This is a genomic window from Rhodococcus sp. SORGH_AS_0301 (assembly GCF_030818285.1).
GTDB lineage: Bacteria > Actinomycetota > Actinomycetes > Mycobacteriales > Mycobacteriaceae > Rhodococcoides.
In genome coordinates this window covers 1,736,512-1,757,217 of the sequence record NZ_JAUTAC010000002.1, presented here as the reverse complement: position 1 = coordinate 1,757,217, position 20,706 = coordinate 1,736,512, and the positions used below count along the sequence as shown (strand labels likewise).

The window sequence follows — 20,706 nt, the reverse complement described above, 5'->3', positions numbered from 1 at the left end:
GTTCAGTCGACCTTCTGCAACCGCTCGACGTACTTGGCGATCACGTCGACCTCGAGGTTGACCTGCGTTCCCGCCTCCGCCTCGCCCAGTGTGGTGAGCGACAGGGTGGTAGGAATCAGGGAGATCTCGAAGTACTGATCGTCCTTCTCGCCGCCCAGTGCGGACACCGTCAGCGACACCCCGTCGACCGTGATGGACCCCTTGTGCACGACGTATCGCGCGATGTCACGGGGCAGCGAGATGCGTACCACGGTCCAGTTGTCCGACGGGGTGCGCGAGAGCACAACCCCGGTCCCGTCGACGTGGCCCTGGACGAGATGCCCACCGAGCCGCGACGCGAGCGAGGCGGCACGCTCGAGGTTGACCGGTGACCCCACGGCCAGGGACTGCAGTGACGAACGGTTCAGTGTCTCCTGCATCACGTCGGCAGTGAACGCGCCGTCCGCGACCTCGACGACGGTGAGGCACACACCGTTCACGGCGATCGAATCCCCGTGCGACGCATCGGAGGTGACCAGCGGGCCACGCACGGTGAAGCGGGCCGCGTCCGCCAGATCCTCCTTGGCGGTGACACTGCCCAGTTCCTCGACGATTCCGGTGAACATGCTCGTCATCCTCTCGGCACCAGCTGGTGCAGTGATCTCTGTTCGGCTCAGTGGTCGGACGACCGTAGCGGAGCGAGTCGGACGAGCAGATCGTCGCCCAGCGTCTCCACCGACTCTCGTCGAAACCTCATCGCATCGGCAATTGTTCCGACACCCGTCCCCCGCACGGCGGTCGGACCCTCGCCCAGCACGACAGGCGCGAGGTACGCCGTGACGCGGTCGACCAGGCCCGCCGACAGGAACGCTCCGGTGAGCGTCGATCCGCCCTCCAGCACCACGTCGGTCAGATCAGCGAGGGCCTCCATCACCGCGAACGGGTCGCGGGTCCGCACGATGCGGGTGGGGGCGGAGTCGTCGAGGATCTGAGACCCGGCAGGGATGTCGCGCAGCCCGACGACCACGCGCACCGGCTGGTGCGCAGCGAGCGACCCGTCGGGCAGTCGCGCCGTCAACACCGGATCGTCGGCGAGCACGGTCCCGGTACCGACCACCACCGCATCGATCCGCGCGCGCTCGGCGTGGACGTGTGCGCGAGCGATCTCCCCCGTGATCCAGCGGCTGGTGCCGTCCGGCGCCGCGGTGCGGCCGTCGAGCGTGGCGGCGTACTTCCACGTGAGCATCGGGCGCCCGGTGCGCTGCCGATGCAGCCAGGCACGCATCGGCCCGGCCTCGGCGAGATCGGCGAGAACGCCGGACCGTACCTCGACGCCGGCACCGCGCAGAGTCTCCGCGCCGCCTGCCGCCACCGGGTTCGGATCGCCGAGCGCGTGCACGACGCGGACGACACCCGCGCGCAGCAGCGCCTGAGAGCACGGACCCGTGCGTCCCGTGTGGTCGCACGGCTCCAGCGTCACCACGGCGGTGCCGCCGCGCGCTCGCTCGCCCGCCTGCGCTAGCGCGGCGATCTCCGCGTGGGGGCCGCCCGGTGCCGCGGTGGCGCCGACTCCGACCACCAGCCCGTCCCGGTCCAGGACGACGGCGCCGACGGGAGGATTGGGAGTGCTGACACCGCGCGCCGAGACCGATGCCTCGATCGCCCGCCGCATCGCGGCATCGATCGGGTCGAGGCTCCCGGTCACCGGCCGGACAGGTGGGGCGACGCGCTGGCGGCGGACTCACGCAGCGAACGCACGGCACCCGCGGGGTCACTGGTCGAGTACACCGCCGAGCCCGCGACGAAGCAGTCGATGCCCGCGGCAGCGGCCTGCTCCACGGTGTCGGCGTTGATGCCGCCGTCGATCTCGATCACCAGCGTCAGTTCACCCGAATCGACCAGGCGGCGGACGGCGCGAGCCTTGTCCAGTACCTCCGGCATGAAGCTCTGGCCGCCGAATCCCGGTTCGACGCTCATGATCAACAGCGTGTCGAAGTCCTTCAGGACCTCCAGGTACGGCTCGATCGGGGTACCGGGCTTGACCGACAGCCCGGCCTTCGCGCCCGCCGCCCGGATGTCGCGAGCGACGGCGCGCGGATCGTCGGTGGCCTCGGCGTGGAACGTCACGTTGTACGCGCCGGCCTCGGCGTAGGGCGGCGCCCAGCGGGCGGGGTCCTCGATCATGAGGTGGCAGTCGAGCGGGATACCGGTCGCCTTCAGCAGGCTCTCCACCACGGGCAGACCCAGGGTGAGATTCGGGACGAAGTGCGCGTCCATCACGTCGACGTGCAGCCAGTCGCTGCCCGCGACGGCCGCGGCCTCGTCGGCGAGCCGCGCGAAATCGGCGGACAGGATGGACGGTGCGATCATCGGGTGCTGCGGAGTCGGGGCCACGGGCGATCAGCCTAGTAGGTCCGGATCCACCTGCATCAGAGCGTCGTCGATGTGGCCGGCGAGGAGGTACTGACCCTCGTCGGTCGGGTGATCACCGTCGTCCTGGATGATCAGCGGGTCGGCCAGCCACTCCTGCGGCAGCGCGTCGACGTAGTCCAGCCCGGCCGACACCGCGGCGGCGGAGACCGCGGCGTCCACGTCCCACATCTCCTCGCTCACCGGCTCCCCGCTCCAGATCGGTCCGATGACGACGATGTGGGCCTCGGGTGAGCGCTCGCGCAGCGACGCGTACAGGTCGGTGGCGTCGGCGAGCACGTCCGCCGGATCCGCGTCGACGTCGTTCTCGCTGCCGACCACGAGGATGACCGTCGGGTTCTCCTCGGTGGCATAGGCGACCTGGTCCGCGAAGGTGCCGAGATAGTCGTCGCCCGCCTCGTAGCCGGCGCCGCCCAGGCTCGCGTTGGTCACCTCGAATCCGTGTTCCTCCGCCAGGACGTCCGGCCAGACCACGTCGTTCATGGAGCCGGCGGAGAACGAGTCGCCGATCACCGACACGCGGACCGCGCTCCACTCCGACTCTGCCGCGACCACCCGCTCCGCGTCGGCGGTCCTCGCCGAGGCCGTCCCTGCCGTCACCGACGGGGACAGCGAGCAGCCACCCAGCACCGCGACCGAGGCGAGGGCGGCCACCGCTGCCCCGGCCGTGCGGTGTCGAAGGAGTCGCGGAGTCACGTTCCTGTTGTACCCGCGAGTCGTTGCCGACCGGTAACGAGCGCGGTCAGGAGGCATCCTTGCGCAGCGAGGCGAAGAACATCGCGTCCGTTCCGTGCCGGTGCGGCCACAGCTGCACAGACGTTCCCGAGGCCGCCCGCGGCACGCCGGGCGCGAGCGTCGCGGTGTCGAGCGCGGTCAGACCGTGACGTCGGACCGCATCGGCCACGACGCCGACCGTCTCGGACAGATGCGGCGAACACGTCGAGTAGACGACGACTCCGCCCGGTCGCACCAGCTCCACTGCTGCCGCGAGCAACTCGCGTTGCAACGTCACCAGACCCGCCACGTCGCTCGCCTGACGACGCCACCGCGCCTCGGGTCGACGACGGAGTGCACCCAGACCGGTGCAGGGTGCGTCGACGAGGACGCGGTCGTATCCCGCGTCCAGTCCGCTCGCGCGACCGTCCACCGCGTGCACGGTGACCGGGAGATCGCGCACCGTCTTGCGCACCAGGTCGGCTCGATGCTCGGACGGTTCCACGGCATCGACCGTCGCACCGTCGATCGCCGCGATGGCGCCGAGCAGCGCAGCCTTGCCGCCGGGGCCGGCGCACAGATCCAGCCACCGACCTCCGTCCGGCCCGTCGAGCTCCGCGAGCGTGAGAGCCCGAGCGACCAGCTGACTGCCCTCGTCCTGGACGCCGGCCAGCCCCTCACGCACGGCGTCGAGACGACCCGGATCGCCGCCACTGTCCAGATGCACCGCATAGGGCGACCACGGTCCGGGCTCACCGCCGGTGATCGACGCGAGCTCGTCCGCCGAGATCTCGCCGGGCCGCGCCACCAGGTGCACCAGCGGGCGGGCGTCATCGGCGGCGAGCGCCTCGTCCAGCTCCGCAGCATCCGCTCCCAACGCGTCGTTGAACGCCTGTGCGATCCAGGCGGGATGTGCGTGCCGGAACGCCGAGTGACCCACCGGATCTCGCTCCGCGTCGGGAGCCAGCAACTCGACCCACTCTGCTTCCGTGCGCTCGGAAACCCGGCGCAACACGGCGTTGACGAACCCTGCCTGCCCCTGCCCGGCCTCGCTGCGCACCAGGTCGACCGACGTCGCCACCGCCGCGTGCGAGGCCACCCGCGTGCGCAGCAACTGGTACGCACCGAGCCGGATGACGTCCAGCAGTCGACCGTCGATGTCCGACACCGGACGCGAGGCCGCATGCTCGACGACCGCGTCCAGCACCCCCTGCGCGCGGGCCGCGCCGTAGGCCAACTCCGTCGCGAGGGCGGCATCACGCTCGTTCAACCGGCGATCCCGGAGCAGACCCGGAAGCACCAGGTTCGCGTACGCGTCACGTTCCCGCACCGCGCGCAGGACGTCCCGTGCCGCGATCCGTGCGGGGTCCGACCCCGCCTCGGCAGGATTCGGACGACCCGGCTGCTTCGGACGCGAATTCCCGGACCGCCCACCGGCCTTGCTCGAACCCCCGGCCACCGCCGGCCGGCCTCCGGCCTTCCCGCCATCCGGCCGGCCTCCGGCCTTCCCGCTCTCACTCGGCCGGCCTCCGGCCTTCCCGCTCTCACTCGGCCGGCCTCCGGCCTTCCCGCCGGCCTTCCCGCCACGCTTACGAGGACCGCCGGACCCCGGTGTCTGCTCACCGCTCATCGTGCAGTCACTCCGTTCACATCGCGGGCGCCGCGCGCCCAGTCGGTCGCTGCCATCTGCTTCTTGCCGTGCGGCTGCACGAGCCCGAGCGACACGGCCGTCGTCGCGGTACCCACCAGGACCGCCTTCTTCCGTACCTCGACGAGCCCGGGTTCGAGCTCCTCGTCGGTGATCGTCACCGGACCGATCTTGACGCGGACGTCGCCGATCTCGGTCCACGCTCCGGGTGCCGGTGTCACACTCCGGACGTGCCGGTCGATCAGGTGCGCCGGGCGACCGAAGTCGATGCGGGCCGATTCCACGGTCACCTTGGGCGCGTGTGACACGCCGTCACTCGACTGCGGAACCGCCTGCAGGGCACCGTCGTCGATCCCGTCGAGGGTGGACGCGAGCAACTGGCTCCCGCTGTCTGCGAGCCGGGTCAACAGATCTCCGGCGGTGTCCGTGGGGCGCACCCTCTCGGTCACGACGCCGTACACCGGACCGGTGTCCAGCCCCTGCTCGAGGAGGAACGTCGACGCGCCGGTGACCTCGTCACCCGCGGCGATCGCGGCCTGCACCGGCGCGGCCCCGCGCCAGGCCGGCAGCAGGGAGAAGTGCAGATTGATCCAGCCGTGTCGCGGAATGTCGAGCACGGGCCGCGGCAGCAGCGCGCCGTAGGCGACGACGGGACAGCAGTCCGGTTCCAGATCGCGGAGCGCGGCCATCGCCTCGGGGTCGGACGGCTTCGCGGGCTGCAGCACCGGGATGCCGTGCTCGTCGGCCAGCATCGCAACGGGCGATCGCACGACCTTGCGCCCTCGACCGGCCACCGTGTCGGGTCGGGTGAGCACACCGACCACCTCGTGACGGGAGGAGTCGAGCAGTCGCCGCAGCGACGGGAGAGCGGGGTCGGGAGTACCGGCGAAGACGAGGCGCACGCCGTTCACCCTATGCGGAGCGGGTCGACCTGGATTCGCAGCGCCGACGCGGTCTTCTTCGCTCCCACCACGGCCCGTGCCTCACCGAGTGCGCGGGAGAGGGCGGCACCGGACGATCGCGGGACGCGGACCAGCATCCGCTCGACGGGCGCGGACGAGTCGGCGTCGATCTCGCTGCCGAACGGCAGCCGCTCGCCGGGTGGCAGGTCCACGGGTCCCAGCGTGACGGCGTCGTCCGGGAGCCGCGCCGAGTCCAGCAGGGCGCGCAGCGATTCGGTGGTGCCGTCCACGGCGGCGATGTGCACCGCGGGTGGAAACCCGACCTCGGTGCGTTCGGAGAGTTCGGTGCGCGCGTGTCCGACCGGGTCCCACCGCACCAATGCCTGCACGGTGGGCAGTCCCGAATCCGCGACCACGACTACCTCACCGCCCTCGGCCGACGGGCGCACGAGGGTGGCGGCGGCCATCCAGCGGCGAAGGGTCTGCTCTGCGGCGCGCAGATCCGCTCGACCCAGCAGCGCCCACCCGTCCAGCAGCAGCGCGGCACCGTAGCCGCCGTCCGCGACGGGTTCGGCGCCCACTGTGGACACGACGATGGCCGGGCCGGCCGGCACAGTGTCGAGCACCGAGGTGCCGCCGGACTGTCGCACTGTGACGCCGCTGAACGCCCGGCCCAGCTCCTCGGCGGTCCGTCCTGCGCCGACCACGACGGCGCGCAGTGCTCGTGAACCGCACGTGGGGCACGAGTACGACGGGTCGGCGGTGCCGCACCACCTGCACGTGGGGCTGCCCGCGCCGTCGGCACCGGGCGCGGACGGCAGCGCCAGGGGTCCGTGGCACCGTCGGCACCGGGCGGGCGTCCTGCACTTGGAGCAGGCGAGGGAGGGCACGTACCCGCGCCGCGGGACCTGGACCAGCACGGGATGCCCGGCGGTGAGCGACGCTCGGGCCGCCGCGAAGGCGATCGCCGGGAGTCGCGCCGCGCGCGCTCCGGGGTCGCGGGCGAGCGCGTGGTCGCTGTCCGCGAGAGCGGTGACCCGTGGAACGCGCCCGCGGACGGTGTCACGGGTGGCCACGAGATCGTGCGCCCACCCCGTCTCGACCAGAGCCTGTGCCTCCGCCGTCCGGGAGAACCCGCCCACCACGGCGGCGCACCCGGCTCGGTGTGCACGCAGCAACGCGACCTCACGGGCATGGGGGTACGGCGCACGCGGCTCCGACAACGAGTCGTCGCCGTCGTCCCAGACCACCATCAATCCCGGGTCGTGCACCGGGGCGAAGACGGCGCTGCGCGTGCCGATCACGACGCGAGCGCGGCCACGAGCGGCGGCGAGCCACCGTCGGTAGCGTTCGGCGGGACCGAGCCCCGCGGCGAGCGCGACCACCGCGTCGTCGTCGAGGACGGCTCGGCAGGCCGTGTCCACGCGATCGAGATCGCGCTGGTCCGGGACGACGAGAACGGCTCCCCGTCCCGACGACACGGCCACGGCTGCCAGGTCGGCGAGCCGGGCGGCCCAGTCCTCCCCCGGCAACGCCTGCCAGACCGCCCGCGGCGCCCGACCGCCGCCGAGCGCGTCGAGGAACTCGGCGCCGTGCCGGTACGCGGACCACTCGTCGCGGCGAAGGAGGGGGATCGACTGCGCACCGGAGGCGAGCGATTCGTTCTCCACCCGCGCGTGTCGGGGTGGAACCGCGAGACGAAGAACGTCCGGACGGGTGCCGGCGTAGCGCGTGGCGACGGCGTCGACGAGACCGAGCAGTTCGGGGCCGAGCACCGGCTCGGCGGAGACCACCTTGTCGAGGAAGCCGAGCTTCCCCGGATGGTCGCTGGTGTCGAGGCGGGCGAGCAGGAACCCGTCGACCAGACGCCCGGCGAAGCGGACGCGCACACGCACACCGGGTTGCGCCACGGCATCGAGTTCGGCGGGGACGACGTAGTCGAAATCGCGATCGAGGTGGGACAACGCGAGCATGGGAAGCACGCGGGCAATGGGCCGGGTGGGGGCCGGTGAGCGCACACCGGATGCGGTGGCACTCACCGACCGACCCCTTTCAGACGATGATCACGAAGTGGAGCGAGACGTCACAGACCTGCGGCGGACCGCAACTTCTCGGCACGGTCGGTGTTCTCCCACGGCAGATCGATGTCCGTGCGGCCGAAGTGGCCGTACGCCGCGGTGGGCGCGTAGATCGGACGCAGCAGGTCCAGATCACGGATGATCGCGCCGGGACGCAGGTCGAACACGTCGGTGATGGCGGACTGGATCTTGAGCGGATCCACGTTCTCGGATCCGAATGTCTCGACGAAGAGACCGACGGGAGCGGCCTTGCCGATGGCGTAGGCGACCTGCACCTCGACTCGTTCTGCGAGGTCTGCGGCCACGACGTTCTTGGCCACCCACCGCATCGCGTACGCAGCGCTGCGGTCGACCTTCGACGGATCCTTGCCCGAGAACGCGCCGCCGCCGTGGCGGGCCCAGCCGCCGTAGGTGTCGACGATGATCTTGCGACCGGTCAGGCCGGCGTCGCCCATCGGCCCGCCGAGGACGAACTTGCCGGTGGGGTTGACGAGCAGGCGTACCGACGAGGTGTCGAGCGAGTCGTGCCCGAGCTCGGCCAGTACGGCCTCGAGGACATGGGTCCGGATGTCCGGGGTCAGCATGTTGTCGAGATCGATGTCGGCCGCGTGCTGGGTGGAGATGACCACGGTGTCGAGGCGAACGGCCTTGTTGCCCTCGTACTCGATGGTGACCTGGGTCTTGCCGTCGGGACGCAGGTACGGCAGCACCTCGGTCTTGCGCACCTCGGTGAGGCGACGCGACAGCCGGTGCGCCAGTGCGATCGGCAGCGGCATGAGCTCGGGCGTGTCCTTGATGGCGTAGCCGAACATCAGGCCCTGGTCGCCCGCACCCTGACGGTCGATCTCGTCGTCGGTCAGACCCTCGACGCGGGACTCGTGCGAGTTGTCGACGCCCTGGGCGATCTCGGGCGACTGCGCGCCGATGGCGACGTTGACCCCACAGGAGTTGCCGTCGAAGCCCTTGGCCGACGAGTCGTAGCCGATCTCGAGTACCTTCTCGCGCACGATGTGCGGGATGTCGGCGTACGCGGTGGTGTTGACCTCACCGGCGACGTGAACCTGCCCGGTGGTCACCAGGGTCTCGACGGCGACGCGTGCGCGCGGATCGTCGGTCAGGAGCGCATCCAGGATGGAGTCGCTGATGGCGTCACAGATCTTGTCGGGATGACCCTCGGTGACGGACTCGCTGGTGAAGAGCCGACTGGCGGACGTGCTCACAGATGTTTCCTCTCGTACACGCATGAATGTGTCGACATGATCGAACCGCTCCCCGAGACGCCAGTCGACGATAGACGGAGCCACCGACGTCTCGAGTACTGCGGGTCACCGCGAGTCGTCGGCGCTCGTACACTCCTGCGACGTCGGTGACGGTTGACGCACGCGCAACAGGGGCACCAACGCATCGATCACACGAGACGACATGAGCGCCTTCGATCCGTGTTCGAGCGCCAGCTCGGTCCCGTCCGCGGACAGGATCCAGCCGTCGTTGTCGTCCATCTCGAATGCTTTACCCTCACCGACCGCATTCACAACCAGGAGGTCGCACTTCTTGCGTGCCAGCTTGGCGCGGGCGTGCGTCAGCACGTCGCCGTGCTGGTCGCCGGTCTCGGCCGCGAAGCCGACGATCGCGGCGTCGGCGGCCAGGTCGCCGGCATCGCGTGCCGCGACGAGGCCGGCCAGGATGTCGGCGTTGCGCGTGAGCGGGATGGTGTCCGGCTCGTCGGCACCCTTCTTGATCTTGCTGGTGGCGAGCGTCGTCGGCCGGAAATCGGCGACGGCCGCGGCCATGATCACGGCGTCGGCACCGACGGCGGCGGCCGTGACCGCGGTGCGCATGTCCTCGGCGGTGCGGACCGTCTCGACGCGGACACCGGCAGGAGCGGACAGGTCGCTGGTGTAGCCGGAGATCAGCAGCACGTCGGCACCGCGCTGGGCGGCGACCCGCGCGAGCGCGTAACCCTGCTTGCCGGAGCTGCGGTTGCCGAGGAACCGCACCGGGTCCAACGGCTCGCGCGTGCCGCCGGCGGAGACGACGACGCGCCGCCCCTCGAGGTCACGAGGCAGCGCATCGGGTCGCTCGAGCAGCAGCTCGGCGATGCCGGCGATCTCGTCCGGCTCGGGCAGACGGCCCGCTCCGGTGTCCTTGCCGGTGAGCCGACCCGAGGCCGGCTCGATCACCGTGACACCGCGCCGGCGCAACGTCGCGACGTTCTCGACGGTCGCGGGGTGGTCCCACATCTCGGTGTGCATGGCCGGCGCGAACACGATCGGGCACCGCGCGGTGAGCAACGTCGCCGTCAACAGGTCGTCGGCGCGTCCGGCAGCGGCCCGCGACAGCAGGTCGGCCGTGGCCGGGGCGACGACGACGAGATCGGCGTTCTGGCCGAGGCGGACGTGCGGTACCTCCGGCACGTCGGCGAACACTCCGGTGTGCACCGGGTTGCCCGACAACGCCTCGAAGGTCGCCCGGCCGACGAACTGCAGCGCCGACTCGGTGGGGACGACGCGGACGTCGTCACCCGCCTCGGTGAAGTGGCGGATCAGCCCGCACGCCTTGTACGCGGCGATTCCTCCCCCGACACCGACCACGACGTGACGCCGTGTCGTCGTGTCCGAGGGAGACAGGGAACTCACTCGCCTTCGACGTGCTCGAGAAGGTCGGCGTGGATCTCGCGCATGGCGATGGACAGCGGCTTCTCCTGCAGACCCGGTTCGACGAGGGGGCCGACGTACTCGAGGATGCCGTCACCGAGCTGGTTGTAGTAGTCGTTGATCTGACGCGCGCGCTTGGCGGCGTAGATGACCAGCGCGTACTTCGACGACGTCCGGTCCAGCAGCTCGTCGATGGGCGGGTTGGTGATGCCCAGCGGGGTGTCGTACGTCGCCACGTCGATACGGGAGAAGGAATCGGACACGTTCGCCAAGGGACTACTCACAAATGCTCCTGAAGATTCACCGGGGCGGATGCCTCGGAAGAGAAAACTGGTGTTACCTGTGCGGTCACGCGGTCCCGAACTCACCGTTCGGGACGCCACCGACCAACAAGGATACCAACTCCGCGCACGCTCGGTCGACATCGTCGTTCACGATGACCGTGTCGAACTCGTCGGAGGCCGCCAGTTCCTCGCGCGCGGTCTCGAGCCGACGCTCGATGACGTCCTGCGGTTCGGTGCCGCGGCCGGTGAGCCGACCCACCAGCACGTCCCAGGAGGGCGGCGCGAGAAACACGAGCAGAGCCTCCGGGGCGGCGGCACGGACCGCGCGCGCACCCTGCAGATCCACCTCGAGGAGAACCGGCTCACCGGCGGCGAGCGCGCGACGCACGGGCTCGGCGGGCGTACCGCTGCGGTGCAGGCCACGGTGGATCTCCGCCCATTCGAGGAGATCACCGGCCTCGATCATGCGATCGAACTCCGCTGCGTCCACGAACCGGTAGTCCTGTCCGTGCACCTCGCCGGGGCGGGGATCGCGCGTCGTCGCCGACACGCTGAAGTACAGATCGGGAAGCTGCTGACGCACCTTCGCGACCACACTGGACTTACCGACGGCGGAAGGGCCGGCCAGTACCACCAGCCGGCCCTTCCTGAGCGAGGAGTCCTCGCTCGACACTGCCGTCGACTCGTTGTCGGTCGACACGTCGCTGTCAGGCCTCGAAGTCGAACCTGGCGAGAAGCGCCTTGCGCTGACGATCGCCCAGTCCGCGCAGGCGGCGGGTGGGTGCGATCTCCAGCTCGGTCATGATCTCCTGAGCCTTGACCTTGCCGACCTTGGGCAGAGCCTCGAGCAGTGCGGACACCTTCATCTTGCCGAGGATCTCGTCCTCTTCGGCGTCCTTGAGGACCTGCTTGAGGTCGGTGCCGCCGCGCTTGAGGCGTTCCTTGAGCTCAGCCCGGACACGACGAGCTTGTGCCGCCTTCTCCAAGGCAGCAGCGCGCTGCTCATCGGTCAACTGGGGAAGGGCCACGGTTCCTCCGTCTCATCGGTGAATCTCTGTCGAGAAGTGCATTCCGTACCCGCGTCACGCGATGTGCGCGAGCCGGCCGTTCTGGTACATCCAGTCACTGCCACCGGATTGACCAGCGGCGATAGCGACCGTACCCGGGCAGGGCGCCGATTGCGAACTTGCCCCCCGCCGCCGTGTCGCCGCGATGGTGGTCTATGCGAGGGCGTGCTCGACGGTGTCGCGAGCGACGATCGCCGCCTCCCGTAGAGCGGCCACGTCCGGACCGTGTCGCAGGACGTCGCGGGAAGAGTTGGGCAGCAACAACTCTGACGAACCCTGGAACAGGGAGGGCAGGTCCTGCGCGGTGGCACCCTGGGCGCCGAGTCCGGGCGCGAGGATCGGCCCCGAGAACGTCCGCAGATCGAGCCCGTGTCCGCGTGTCGCACCCACCACGAGACCCATGACGTCGTCGTTCGCCCGCGTGTTGACCGCCGCGGCCTCGTCGACCACGGCCTGCGCGACGCTCGCACCGGTGGCGGTGACCGCCTGCTGCAGCGCCGCGCCCTCGGGATTCGACGTGCGTGCGAGCACGAACAGGCCGCAACCGTGCTCAGTCGCCTGCTCGACGAACGGCGTCAGCGCACCCACCCCGAGGTAGGGCGAGACCGTCACGGCGTCCGAGGCGAGTGGTGAGGACGGGTCCAGCCACGCCCGGGCGTACGCCTCCGACGTGGACCCGATGTCCCCACGCTTCGCGTCCGCGACGACGAGCACGCCCGCCGCACGCAGATCGGCGATGGTCCGCTCGAGCACGGCGAGTCCACCGGACCCGAAGCGCTCGAAGAACGCCACCTGCGGCTTGACCACCCCGATGTCCGACGCGAACGCCTCGACGCAGATCCGCGCGAAGCGGTCGAGGCCCGCCACGGTGTCGTCGAGGCCCCAGGACGCGAGGATTGCGGAGTGCGGATCGATGCCGACACACAGGCGTCCCCGCGACCGGACGGCCGCGGTCAGCTTCCTGCGCCACACCCCGGCCTCCGGACTTCCCGTCACCGAGGGGTGACCGGGTCGGTCGTGGCCGTCGGCCCGGTGCCCGCTCGCAGGTACGTCGTCAGCGAGCTGTGCAGATCCTGGAGCGACTGCACCCCGATGTCGCCGCGGATGCTCGCCTCGATCCCCTGCACCGCGGCCGCGGCACCCTGCACGGTGGTGATGCACGGGATGTTGCGCGCCACCGCGGCGCTGCGGATCTCGTACCCGTCGACCCGCGGGCCGGAGTTGCCGAACGGTGTGTTGAACACCATGTCGACCTCCCCCTCGCGGATCAGGTCCACGATGGTCCGCTCGCCGTCCTCGAGCACGTCGGAGTGCTTGCGCACCACGTCGCTGCTGATGCCGTTGCGGCGCAGCATCTCCGCCGTTCCCTCGGTCGCGAGGATGCGGAAGCCCAGATCGGCGAGCCGCTTGACCGGGAACACCATCGACCGCTTGTCGCGGTTCGCGATGGACACGAAGATCGACCCCGTCGTCGGCAGCGAGCCGTACGCGGCGGTCTGGCTCTTCGCGAACGCGGTCCCGAAGTCCGCGTCGATTCCCATGACCTCGCCGGTCGACTTCATCTCGGGGCTCAGGAGGGTGTCGACGCCACTGCCGTCCGCCTTGCGGAACCGGTTGAAGGGCAGCACGGCCTCCTTGACCGCGACCGGTGCATCGAAGGCAGCGTGCCCGCCGTCACCGGTGGGCGGCAACACGCCGTCCGCCCGCAACTCCGCGATGGTCGCGCCCAGAGCGATACGGGCCGCGGCCTTCGCGAGCGGCACCGCCGTGGCCTTGGAGACGAAGGGCACCGTGCGGCTCGCACGAGGGTTGGCCTCGAGCACGTAGAGCACGTCGTCCTTGAGGGCGTACTGCACGTTGAGCAGCCCGCGGACCCCGATCCCGAACGCGAGCGCCTCCGTCGATCGGCGGACCGCGTCGATGTCGGTGCGGCCGAGCGTGATCGGGGGCAGCGCGCACGCGGAGTCGCCGGAGTGGATGCCCGCCTCCTCGATGTGCTCCATGACGCCGCCGAGGTAGACCTCGGTGCCGTCGCACAGGGCGTCGACGTCGATCTCGATCGCGTCCTCGAGGAACCGGTCCACCAGCACGGGGTGCTCCGGCGTGAGCTCGGTGGCGCGGGAGATGTAGTCGTCCAGCGACGCCTCGTCGTAGACGATCTCCATGCCGCGTCCGCCCAGCACGTACGACGGACGCACGAGCACGGGGTAGCCGATCTCGCTCGCGATGCGCTTCGCGCCGTCGAACGTGGTGGCCGTGCCGAACTTCGGCGCGGGCAGACCGGCGGCGACGAGCACCTCACCGAACTCCTTGCGGTCCTCCGCCAGGTCGATCGCCTCGGGCGACGTGCCGACGATCGGCACACCGGCGTCCTGCAGTCGCTGCGCGAGACCGAGCGGCGTCTGCCCACCGAGCTGGCATAGGACACCGACGACACCTGGTCCACCTTCGCCCGACTCCTTCTCCGCCAGGTACACCTCGAGCACGTCCTCGAACGTGAGCGGCTCGAAGTACAGACGATCCGCCGTGTCGTAGTCGGTGGAGACGGTCTCGGGGTTGCAGTTCACCATCACGGTCTCGTAGCCGGCGGCCGAGAGCGTCGTGGCCGCGTGCACGCACGAGTAGTCGAACTCGATGCCCTGGCCGATGCGGTTGGGACCGGAGCCCAGGATGAGCACCTTGCCGAGCGTGGTCTGCGGGGCCACCTCGGTCTCCGCGCCGGGATCGAGCTCGTAGGTGGAGTAGTGGTACGGCGTCTTCGCTTCGAACTCCGCGGCGCACGTGTCGACGGTCTTGAACACGGGCCGCACTCCCAGCCGGTGGCGCAGCGAGCGCACCCCGTCCTCCCCCGCGAGCTCGGGACGCAGTGCCGCGATCTGCCGATCGGACAGGCCCGAGTGCTTCGCCCGACGCAGCAGGTTCTCGTCGAGGACGGGAGCGTCGAGCAGCCGGGTCCGCAGTTCCACCAGACCGGCGATCTCGTCGATGAACCACGGGTCGATACCGGACGCGGCGGCGACCTCCTCGACGGTGCCGCCGAGGCGCAGTGCCAATTCGGCGTCGTAGATGCGTCCCTCGGTGGGAACCTTCAGGTCGGCGAGCACCGCCTGCAGATCGTGCGCCCGGTCCCCTGCCAGCACCTCGTCCGACGTGGTCCAGAATCCGGTGGCCTTGGTCTCGAGCGACCGCAGCACCTTGCCGAGCGCCTCGGTGAAGTTGCGGCCCAGGCTCATCGCCTCGCCGACCGACTTCATCGTCGTCGTGAGGGTGGCGTCGGCGCCCGGGAACTTCTCGAACGCGAAGCGCGGCGCCTTGACGACGACGTAGTCCAACGTCGGCTCGAAACAGGCCGGTGTCTCGCCCGTGATGTCGTTGACGATCTCGTCGAGGCTGTACCCCACCGCGAGCTTCGCCGCGATCTTGGCGATCGGGAATCCAGTCGCCTTCGAGGCGAGTGCACTCGACCGCGAGACGCGCGGGTTCATCTCGATGACGATCAGACGACCGTCCTTCGGATCGATCGCGAACTGGATGTTGCATCCGCCCGTGTCGACGCCGACCTCGCGGAGGATGGCGATGCCCAGATCGCGCATCTTCTGGTACTCGCGGTCGGTGAGCGTCATCGCCGGAGCGACCGTCATGGAGTCGCCCGTGTGCACACCCATCGGGTCGACGTTCTCGATCGAACACACGATCACCACGTTGTCGCGGTTGTCGCGCATCAGCTCGAGCTCGTACTCCTTCCACCCGTAGATGGACTCCTCGATGAGCACGTTGGCGGACGGCGACGCGGCCAGTCCGCCGCCGGCGAGACGCTCGAGATCCTCGGTCGTGTACGCCATGCCGGAGCCGAGCCCGCCCATGGTGAAGCTGGGCCGGATGACGACGGGCAGGCCGAGTTCGGCAACGGTGTCGTGCACCTCGGCCATCGTGTAACAGACACGCGACCGGGCACTCTCGCCGCCGACCTTCGCGACGATGTCCTTGAACTTCTGGCGATCCTCACCACGCTGGATCGCCTCGAAGTCGGCTCCGATGAGCTCGACGTCGTACTTCTCGAGGATCCCCTGCTCGTGCAGCGCCACCGCGCAGTTGAGCGCCGTCTGGCCGCCGAGGGTGGCGAGCACCGCATCGATGGGATGGCCCTCGGCCTTCTCCTTCGCGATGACCTTCTCGACGAACTCCGCCGTGATGGGTTCGACGTAGGTGGAGTCCGCGAACTCGGGGTCCGTCATGATCGTCGCCGGGTTCGAGTTCACGAGGCTGACCCGCAGGCCCTCCTCGCGGAGCACACGGCAGGCCTGCGTTCCGGAGTAGTCGAACTCGCAGGCCTGACCGATGACGATCGGTCCGGATCCGATGACCAGGATGTGCTGGAGGTCTGTGCGCCGTGGCATTACTGGCCGGCTTTCTTGTCGAGGAGCTGCAGGAAACGGTCGAAGAGGTACTCGGCGTCGTGCGGACCGGCCGCGGCCTCGGGGTGGTACTGCACCGAGAACGCCGAGTCGTCGAGCAGACGGACACCTTCGACGGTGCCGTCGTTCGCGCACGTGTGGCTGACGATCGCCCGGCCGAAGGGGGTGTCGAACTCCTCGCCGGCCTCGCCCTCGAGCGCGAACCCGTGGTTCTGGGCCGTGATGGAGATGCGGCCCGTGCCGTGTTCGATCACCGGGATGTTCATGCCCCGGTGACCGAAGGTCATCTTGTAGGTGGAGCGGCCGAGTGCGCGGCCGAGGATCTGGTTGCCGAAGCAGATGCCGAACAGCGGGGTGCCGTCGCCGAGCACCTGCTCGGTCAGCCGCACCACGGAGTCCGCGGTGGCCGGGTCGCCCGGTCCGTTGGACAGGAACACGCCGTCCGCGCCGAGTGCCCGCACCTGGTCGATGTCGGCGTTCGCCGGGACCACGTGGACCCGGATTCCCCGCTGCGCGAACATGCGCGGCGTGTTCGACTTGATGCCGAGGTCGACCGCGACGACCGAGTACCGGGGCTCGCCCTCGGGGTCGACCGTGTACCCCTCGGTCGTGCTCACCTCGCCCGCCAGGTCCGCACCCACCATGCTCGGCTGGCTGCGCACGGTCTCGATCAACGCGTCGACGTCGGTGAGGGCATCGCCGGAGAAGATGCCGGCCTTCATCGACCCGCGGGTGCGCAGGTGCCGCACCAGCGCGCGGGTGTCGATCTCGGCGATGCCGACGACGTCCTGCCGCGCCATCTCCTCGCCCAGGGTGCCGGTCGAGCGCCAGCTCGAGCTGCGGCGGCTGGGGTCGCGGACAGCGAACCCGGCGACCCACATACGGGAGTCGTCGGCGTTGCCGGTGCGTCCGACGGACTCGTTGTCCTCACCGTTCCAGCCGGTGTTGCCGATCTGCGGGGCCGTGGCCACCACGATCTGGCGGTGGTAGCTCGGATCGGTCAGCGTCTCCTGGTAGCCGGTCATGCCGGTGCAGAACACCGCCTCGCCCAGGGTCGAACCCCGGGCTCCGAACGCGGTGCCACGGAAGATGCGCCCGTCCTCGAGGACCAGTGCCGCGGCGTCCTGGGTGCTCACGCGGTCTCCTTCTCGTCACTGCTCGTGTCGTCCACCCACTGCGGGTAGACCGTCTTGTCGTCGGCTCGGAAGCCGGTGTCGATCTCGGTGCCGGTGGGCAGTTCCCAGCGGACGACCAGCAGGCCGTCCCTGGTCATGACCTTGCCGGCGAGGCCACGCTCGGTCCGCACGGCGCGGAGCGAGTCGGCGGGCATCCAGATGTCGGACTCCCCCGTGCGCTCGAGCAGGATGCCCGTCTCGTAGCGCGTCAGCGTTCCGGTGGCGCGATGGCCCATGTCGCCCACGGCGATCCGGTTCTGCCAGCTCGGGGCCAACGTCGATCCCACGTACAGACCTGTGCAGGCCGGGGTGACGACGGCGCCGAGCTGCTCCGGCACGGCCGGCAGGGTTCCGATCGCGTCGGCCTGACGCTTCTGACGGTTCTTCCAGCCCCAGATGATCAGGCCGATCATGGCGACCCAGAACACGAGGAAGCCGACCACCAACAGCACTCTGTCCATCTAGTTCATCCCTCCCGATGGCGCGGCCGCGACTCCGTCGCGGCTGGTGATCCGTCCGCGCAGCAGCGTCGCGGTGACCTTCGCGGGCAGCTCGAGCGACTCGTACGGGGTGTTGGCGGACAGCGAGGCCAGATCCTTCGGGACGACGGTCCACCGGACGTCCGGGTCGACGATCGTCAGGTTGGCGGGCTCTCCGACCGCGATGGGCCGACCCTGGTCGGTGAGCCCGACGATCTCCGCCGGTCGCTCGCTCATGACCCGTGCGACGCCGCGCCAGTCGAGCAGACCGGTCTCCACCATGGTCGTGACGATCACCGACAGGGCGGTCTCGAGACCGAGCATGCCGGGCCGGGCCTGCGAGAACTCGCAGCACTTGTCCTGCTCGGCGTGTGGCGCGTGATCGGTGGCCACGCAGTCCACGACACCCGAGGCCAACGCCGCGCGGAGTGCCTGGACGTCGGAGGCCTCCCGCAGCGGCGGGTTCACCTTGTTCACGGCGTCGTAGGTCTCGAGACGCGAGTCGTCCAGGAACAGATGGTGCGGTGTCACCTCGGCCGTGATGGCGATGCCCTGCTTTTTCGCCCAGTCGAGGAGCTCCACGGTGCCGGCGGTGGAGGCGTGGCAGATGTGGACGCGGCTGCGCGCGTCCCGCGCGAGGATCGCGTCGCGGGCGACGATGGACTCCTCCGCGGACCGGGGCCATCCGGTGAGACCCAGGCGCGCCGCGGTCGGACCCTCGTGGGCGACGGCACCTTCGGTGAGCCGCGGCTCCTCGGCGTGCTGGGCGATGAGCACTCCCAGGCCGGCCGCGTACTCGAGGGCACGGCGCATCAGCAGTGGGTCGGCGACGCAGTGACCGTCGTCCGAGAACATCCGGACCGCACCGACACCGGCGTTCATGGTGGCCATCTCCGCCAGGGCCTTGCCCTGCAGGCCCACGGTGACGGCGCCGACGGGGTGGACGTCGACCAGCCCGATTTCCTGGCCGCGACGCCACACGTGGTCGGTGACCACCACGGAGTCCGCGACCGGAGAGGTGTTCGCCATCGCGAAGACGGCGGTGTATCCGCCGAGAGCTGCTGCGGCGGAACCGGTCTCCATGGTCTCGGTGTCCTCGCGGCCCGGCTCCCGGACATGGGTGTGCAGATCGACGAAGCCGGGCAACAGAACGCCACCGGCACCGTCCACGATCTCGGCTCCCTCGGGAACGGTGACGTCCGCGCCGATCGCGTCGATGACACCGCCCGACACCACCACGTCCACGGGATCACCCTCGCCGTAGGGGCGCACCGAGCGCAGCACCACGGTCCCGCTCATCGCGCGAGTCCCGGTGTCGGCTCGGACCCGATGAGCAGGCGGAACAGCACTGCCATACGCACGTGCACTCCATTCTGGACTTGTTGCAGGACGGCGGTCTCGGGTGCGTCGGCGACCGAGAAGCCGATCTCCATGCCGCGGAGCATCGGACCGGGGTGCAGCACCACCGCGTGGTCGGGGAGCAGATCGAACCGCTTCTGCGACAACCCGTATCCGATGGAGTACTCCCGCGCCGACGGGAAGAAGCCACCGTTCATGCGTTCGGCCTGGACGCGCAGCATCATGACGGCGTCGAGCGCCGGCAGCTCGGAGTCGAGCGACGGTGCCACGGTGACGGGCCAGGTCTCGATGCCGACCGGCAGCAGAGTGCGCGGCGCGACGACCACCACCTCGGCACCGAGCGTGGCCAGCAGGAACGCGTTGGACCGGGCGACGCGGCTGTGCAGGACGTCACCGACGATGGCGATGCGGCGGCCCTCGATTCCGCCGAGACGCTGGCGCAGCGTCAGCGCGTCGAGCAGAGCCTGGGTGGGATGCTCGTGCGTGCCGTCGCCGGCGTTGATCACGGCCGGACCCGATCCGTCGGGCAGGGCCGTCCACTGGGCGATGCGGTGCGCCGCACCGGACGCGGGGTGCCGCACGATCAGGGCGTCCGCGCCGGCCGCTCGCAGCGTGAGGGCGGTGTCGCGCAGCGACTCACCCTTCGACGCGGAGGAGCTGCTCGCGCTGACGTTGATGACGTCCGCGCTCATCCACTTGCCCGCGACCTCGAACGACACCCGGGTGCGCGTCGAGTTCTCGTAGAAGACGGTCATGACCGTCTTGCCGCGCAGGGTGGGGAGTTTGCGCACGTCGCGGCCGAGCAGCGCCTGCTCGAAGCGCTCCGCCTCGTCCAGGATGTCGGTGGCGTCGTCGCGGCTCAGGTCCATCGTCGACAGCAGGTGCCGGGCACTCACGAGAGCTCCACCCCGTCTCGACCGTCGTGCTCGTCGAGCAGCACCGAGACGTCCTCGGTGCGCGCGGTCGGCACGTTCTTGCCCACGTAGTCCGCGCGGAGCGGGAGTTCGCGGTGGCCACGGTCGATGAGCACCGCGAGCTGCACGGCCCGCGGACGCCCGAGATCGCGGAGAGCGTCGAGCGCGGCGCGCACCGATCGGCCGGAGAACAGCACGTCGTCGACGATCACGACGAGGGCGCCGTCCACACCGGTGTCGGGCATCGAGGTGCGCTCGAGCGCGCGATGGGGCTTGCTGCGCAGATCGTCGCGGTAGAGCGTGATGTCGAGAGAGCCGACCGGCGGGCGGAGTCCGGAGTACTCCTCGATCCGCGCCGCGAGGCGCGTGGCGAGAGTGGAACCGCGAGTGGGGATACCCACGAGAACCAGCGGAGCGGCGTCGGCCGAGCCGAACGCGGTCTTCTCGATGATCTGGTGGGCCATCCGGGCGATGGTGCGGCCGACGTCCGCCGACGACAACAGCTCGCGGGACTGGCCTGCTGGACCGGGGGTACCGGGCTCGTCTGAGGACACGAGAACAGGTGACCTCCTTCTCCGCCTCACTGGACGGATCGTTAAAGGATGTCT

At 70.1% G+C, this 20,706-nt stretch carries 19 protein-coding genes; all 19 read right to left on the bottom strand.

The window, feature by feature from the left end; translation table 11 throughout:
- Positions 1 to 2 precede the first annotated feature (2 nt).
- A complete protein-coding gene (locus QE397_RS08940) occupies positions 3 to 605 on the bottom strand; it encodes a riboflavin synthase (protein ID WP_027505271.1) in 603 nt (200 codons plus the stop codon).
- A gap of 47 nt (positions 606 to 652) precedes the next feature.
- The gene (gene ribD / locus QE397_RS08935; RefSeq protein WP_307097447.1) at positions 653 to 1,651 is read right to left on the bottom strand and encodes a bifunctional diaminohydroxyphosphoribosylaminopyrimidine deaminase/5-amino-6-(5-phosphoribosylamino)uracil reductase RibD; all 999 of its coding nucleotides are present in this window, start codon (positions 1,649 to 1,651) and stop codon (positions 653 to 655) included.
- 29 nt (positions 1,652 to 1,680) lie between these two features.
- Positions 1,681 to 2,349 carry a ribulose-phosphate 3-epimerase gene (gene rpe, locus QE397_RS08930; RefSeq protein WP_307097446.1) on the bottom strand — a complete coding sequence of 223 codons (669 nt, stop codon included), beginning with the start codon at positions 2,347 to 2,349 and terminating at the stop codon, positions 1,681 to 1,683.
- Between the two features lie 30 nt (positions 2,350 to 2,379).
- Positions 2,380 to 3,105 carry an SGNH/GDSL hydrolase family protein gene (locus QE397_RS08925; protein ID WP_307092916.1) on the bottom strand — a complete coding sequence of 242 codons (726 nt, stop codon included), beginning with the start codon at positions 3,103 to 3,105 and terminating at the stop codon, positions 2,380 to 2,382.
- Positions 3,106 to 3,151: 46 nt separating this feature from the next.
- The gene (locus QE397_RS08920) at positions 3,152 to 4,582 is read right to left on the bottom strand and encodes an RsmB/NOP family class I SAM-dependent RNA methyltransferase (RefSeq protein WP_307092914.1); all 1,431 of its coding nucleotides are present in this window, start codon (positions 4,580 to 4,582) and stop codon (positions 3,152 to 3,154) included.
- A gap of 167 nt (positions 4,583 to 4,749) precedes the next feature.
- On the bottom strand, positions 4,750 to 5,673 hold the full coding sequence (gene fmt / locus QE397_RS08915; RefSeq protein WP_307092912.1) for a methionyl-tRNA formyltransferase: 924 nt from the start codon (positions 5,671 to 5,673) through the stop codon (positions 4,750 to 4,752).
- 5 nt (positions 5,674 to 5,678) lie between these two features.
- Entirely contained in the window at positions 5,679 to 7,646 is a 1,968-nt protein-coding gene (locus tag QE397_RS08910; protein ID WP_307097444.1) for a primosomal protein N', read from the bottom strand.
- A gap of 110 nt (positions 7,647 to 7,756) precedes the next feature.
- Positions 7,757 to 8,971 carry a methionine adenosyltransferase gene (gene metK, locus QE397_RS08905; protein ID WP_027505264.1) on the bottom strand — a complete coding sequence of 405 codons (1,215 nt, stop codon included), beginning with the start codon at positions 8,969 to 8,971 and terminating at the stop codon, positions 7,757 to 7,759.
- Between the two features lie 105 nt (positions 8,972 to 9,076).
- Positions 9,077 to 10,387: a bifunctional phosphopantothenoylcysteine decarboxylase/phosphopantothenate--cysteine ligase CoaBC gene (gene coaBC, locus QE397_RS08900; RefSeq protein WP_056444715.1), complete on the bottom strand. Its 1,311-nt coding sequence runs from the start codon at positions 10,385 to 10,387 to the stop codon at positions 9,077 to 9,079.
- Positions 10,384 to 10,689 (bottom strand): DNA-directed RNA polymerase subunit omega, encoded by a 306-nt coding sequence (rpoZ, locus tag QE397_RS08895; protein WP_027505263.1) that lies wholly within the window; start codon positions 10,687 to 10,689, stop codon positions 10,384 to 10,386. Before rpoZ ends, coaBC begins: the two co-directional genes overlap by 4 nt.
- 64 nt (positions 10,690 to 10,753) lie before the next feature.
- A complete protein-coding gene (gene gmk / locus QE397_RS08890) occupies positions 10,754 to 11,323 on the bottom strand; it encodes a guanylate kinase (RefSeq protein WP_056445214.1) in 570 nt (189 codons plus the stop codon).
- Positions 11,324 to 11,396: 73 nt separating this feature from the next.
- Positions 11,397 to 11,717, bottom strand: coding sequence for an integration host factor, actinobacterial type (gene mihF / locus QE397_RS08885; RefSeq protein WP_027505261.1), 321 nt, complete (start codon positions 11,715 to 11,717; stop codon positions 11,397 to 11,399).
- Positions 11,718 to 11,909: 192 nt separating this feature from the next.
- A complete protein-coding gene (gene pyrF, locus QE397_RS08880; protein ID WP_307092908.1) occupies positions 11,910 to 12,752 on the bottom strand; it encodes an orotidine-5'-phosphate decarboxylase in 843 nt (280 codons plus the stop codon).
- Complete coding sequence (carB, locus tag QE397_RS08875; protein WP_051613218.1) at positions 12,749 to 16,153, bottom strand: carbamoyl-phosphate synthase large subunit; 3,405 nt, start codon at positions 16,151 to 16,153, stop codon at positions 12,749 to 12,751. Before carB ends, pyrF begins: the two co-directional genes overlap by 4 nt.
- Positions 16,153 to 17,307, bottom strand: coding sequence for a glutamine-hydrolyzing carbamoyl-phosphate synthase small subunit (carA, locus tag QE397_RS08870; RefSeq protein ID WP_307092905.1), 1,155 nt, complete (start codon positions 17,305 to 17,307; stop codon positions 16,153 to 16,155). The genes carB and carA overlap by 1 nt, the downstream gene beginning before the upstream one ends.
- Positions 17,304 to 17,807, bottom strand: coding sequence for a hypothetical protein (locus QE397_RS08865; protein WP_027505258.1), 504 nt, complete (start codon positions 17,805 to 17,807; stop codon positions 17,304 to 17,306). The genes carA and QE397_RS08865 overlap by 4 nt, the downstream gene beginning before the upstream one ends.
- On the bottom strand, positions 17,808 to 19,124 hold the full coding sequence (locus QE397_RS08860; protein WP_307092902.1) for a dihydroorotase: 1,317 nt from the start codon (positions 19,122 to 19,124) through the stop codon (positions 17,808 to 17,810).
- On the bottom strand, positions 19,121 to 20,080 hold the full coding sequence (locus QE397_RS08855) for an aspartate carbamoyltransferase catalytic subunit (RefSeq protein ID WP_307092900.1): 960 nt from the start codon (positions 20,078 to 20,080) through the stop codon (positions 19,121 to 19,123). Before QE397_RS08855 ends, QE397_RS08860 begins: the two co-directional genes overlap by 4 nt.
- Positions 20,077 to 20,652 carry a bifunctional pyr operon transcriptional regulator/uracil phosphoribosyltransferase PyrR gene (gene pyrR, locus QE397_RS08850; protein WP_027505255.1) on the bottom strand — a complete coding sequence of 192 codons (576 nt, stop codon included), beginning with the start codon at positions 20,650 to 20,652 and terminating at the stop codon, positions 20,077 to 20,079. Before pyrR ends, QE397_RS08855 begins: the two co-directional genes overlap by 4 nt.
- Positions 20,653 to 20,706: the final 54 nt, after the last annotated feature.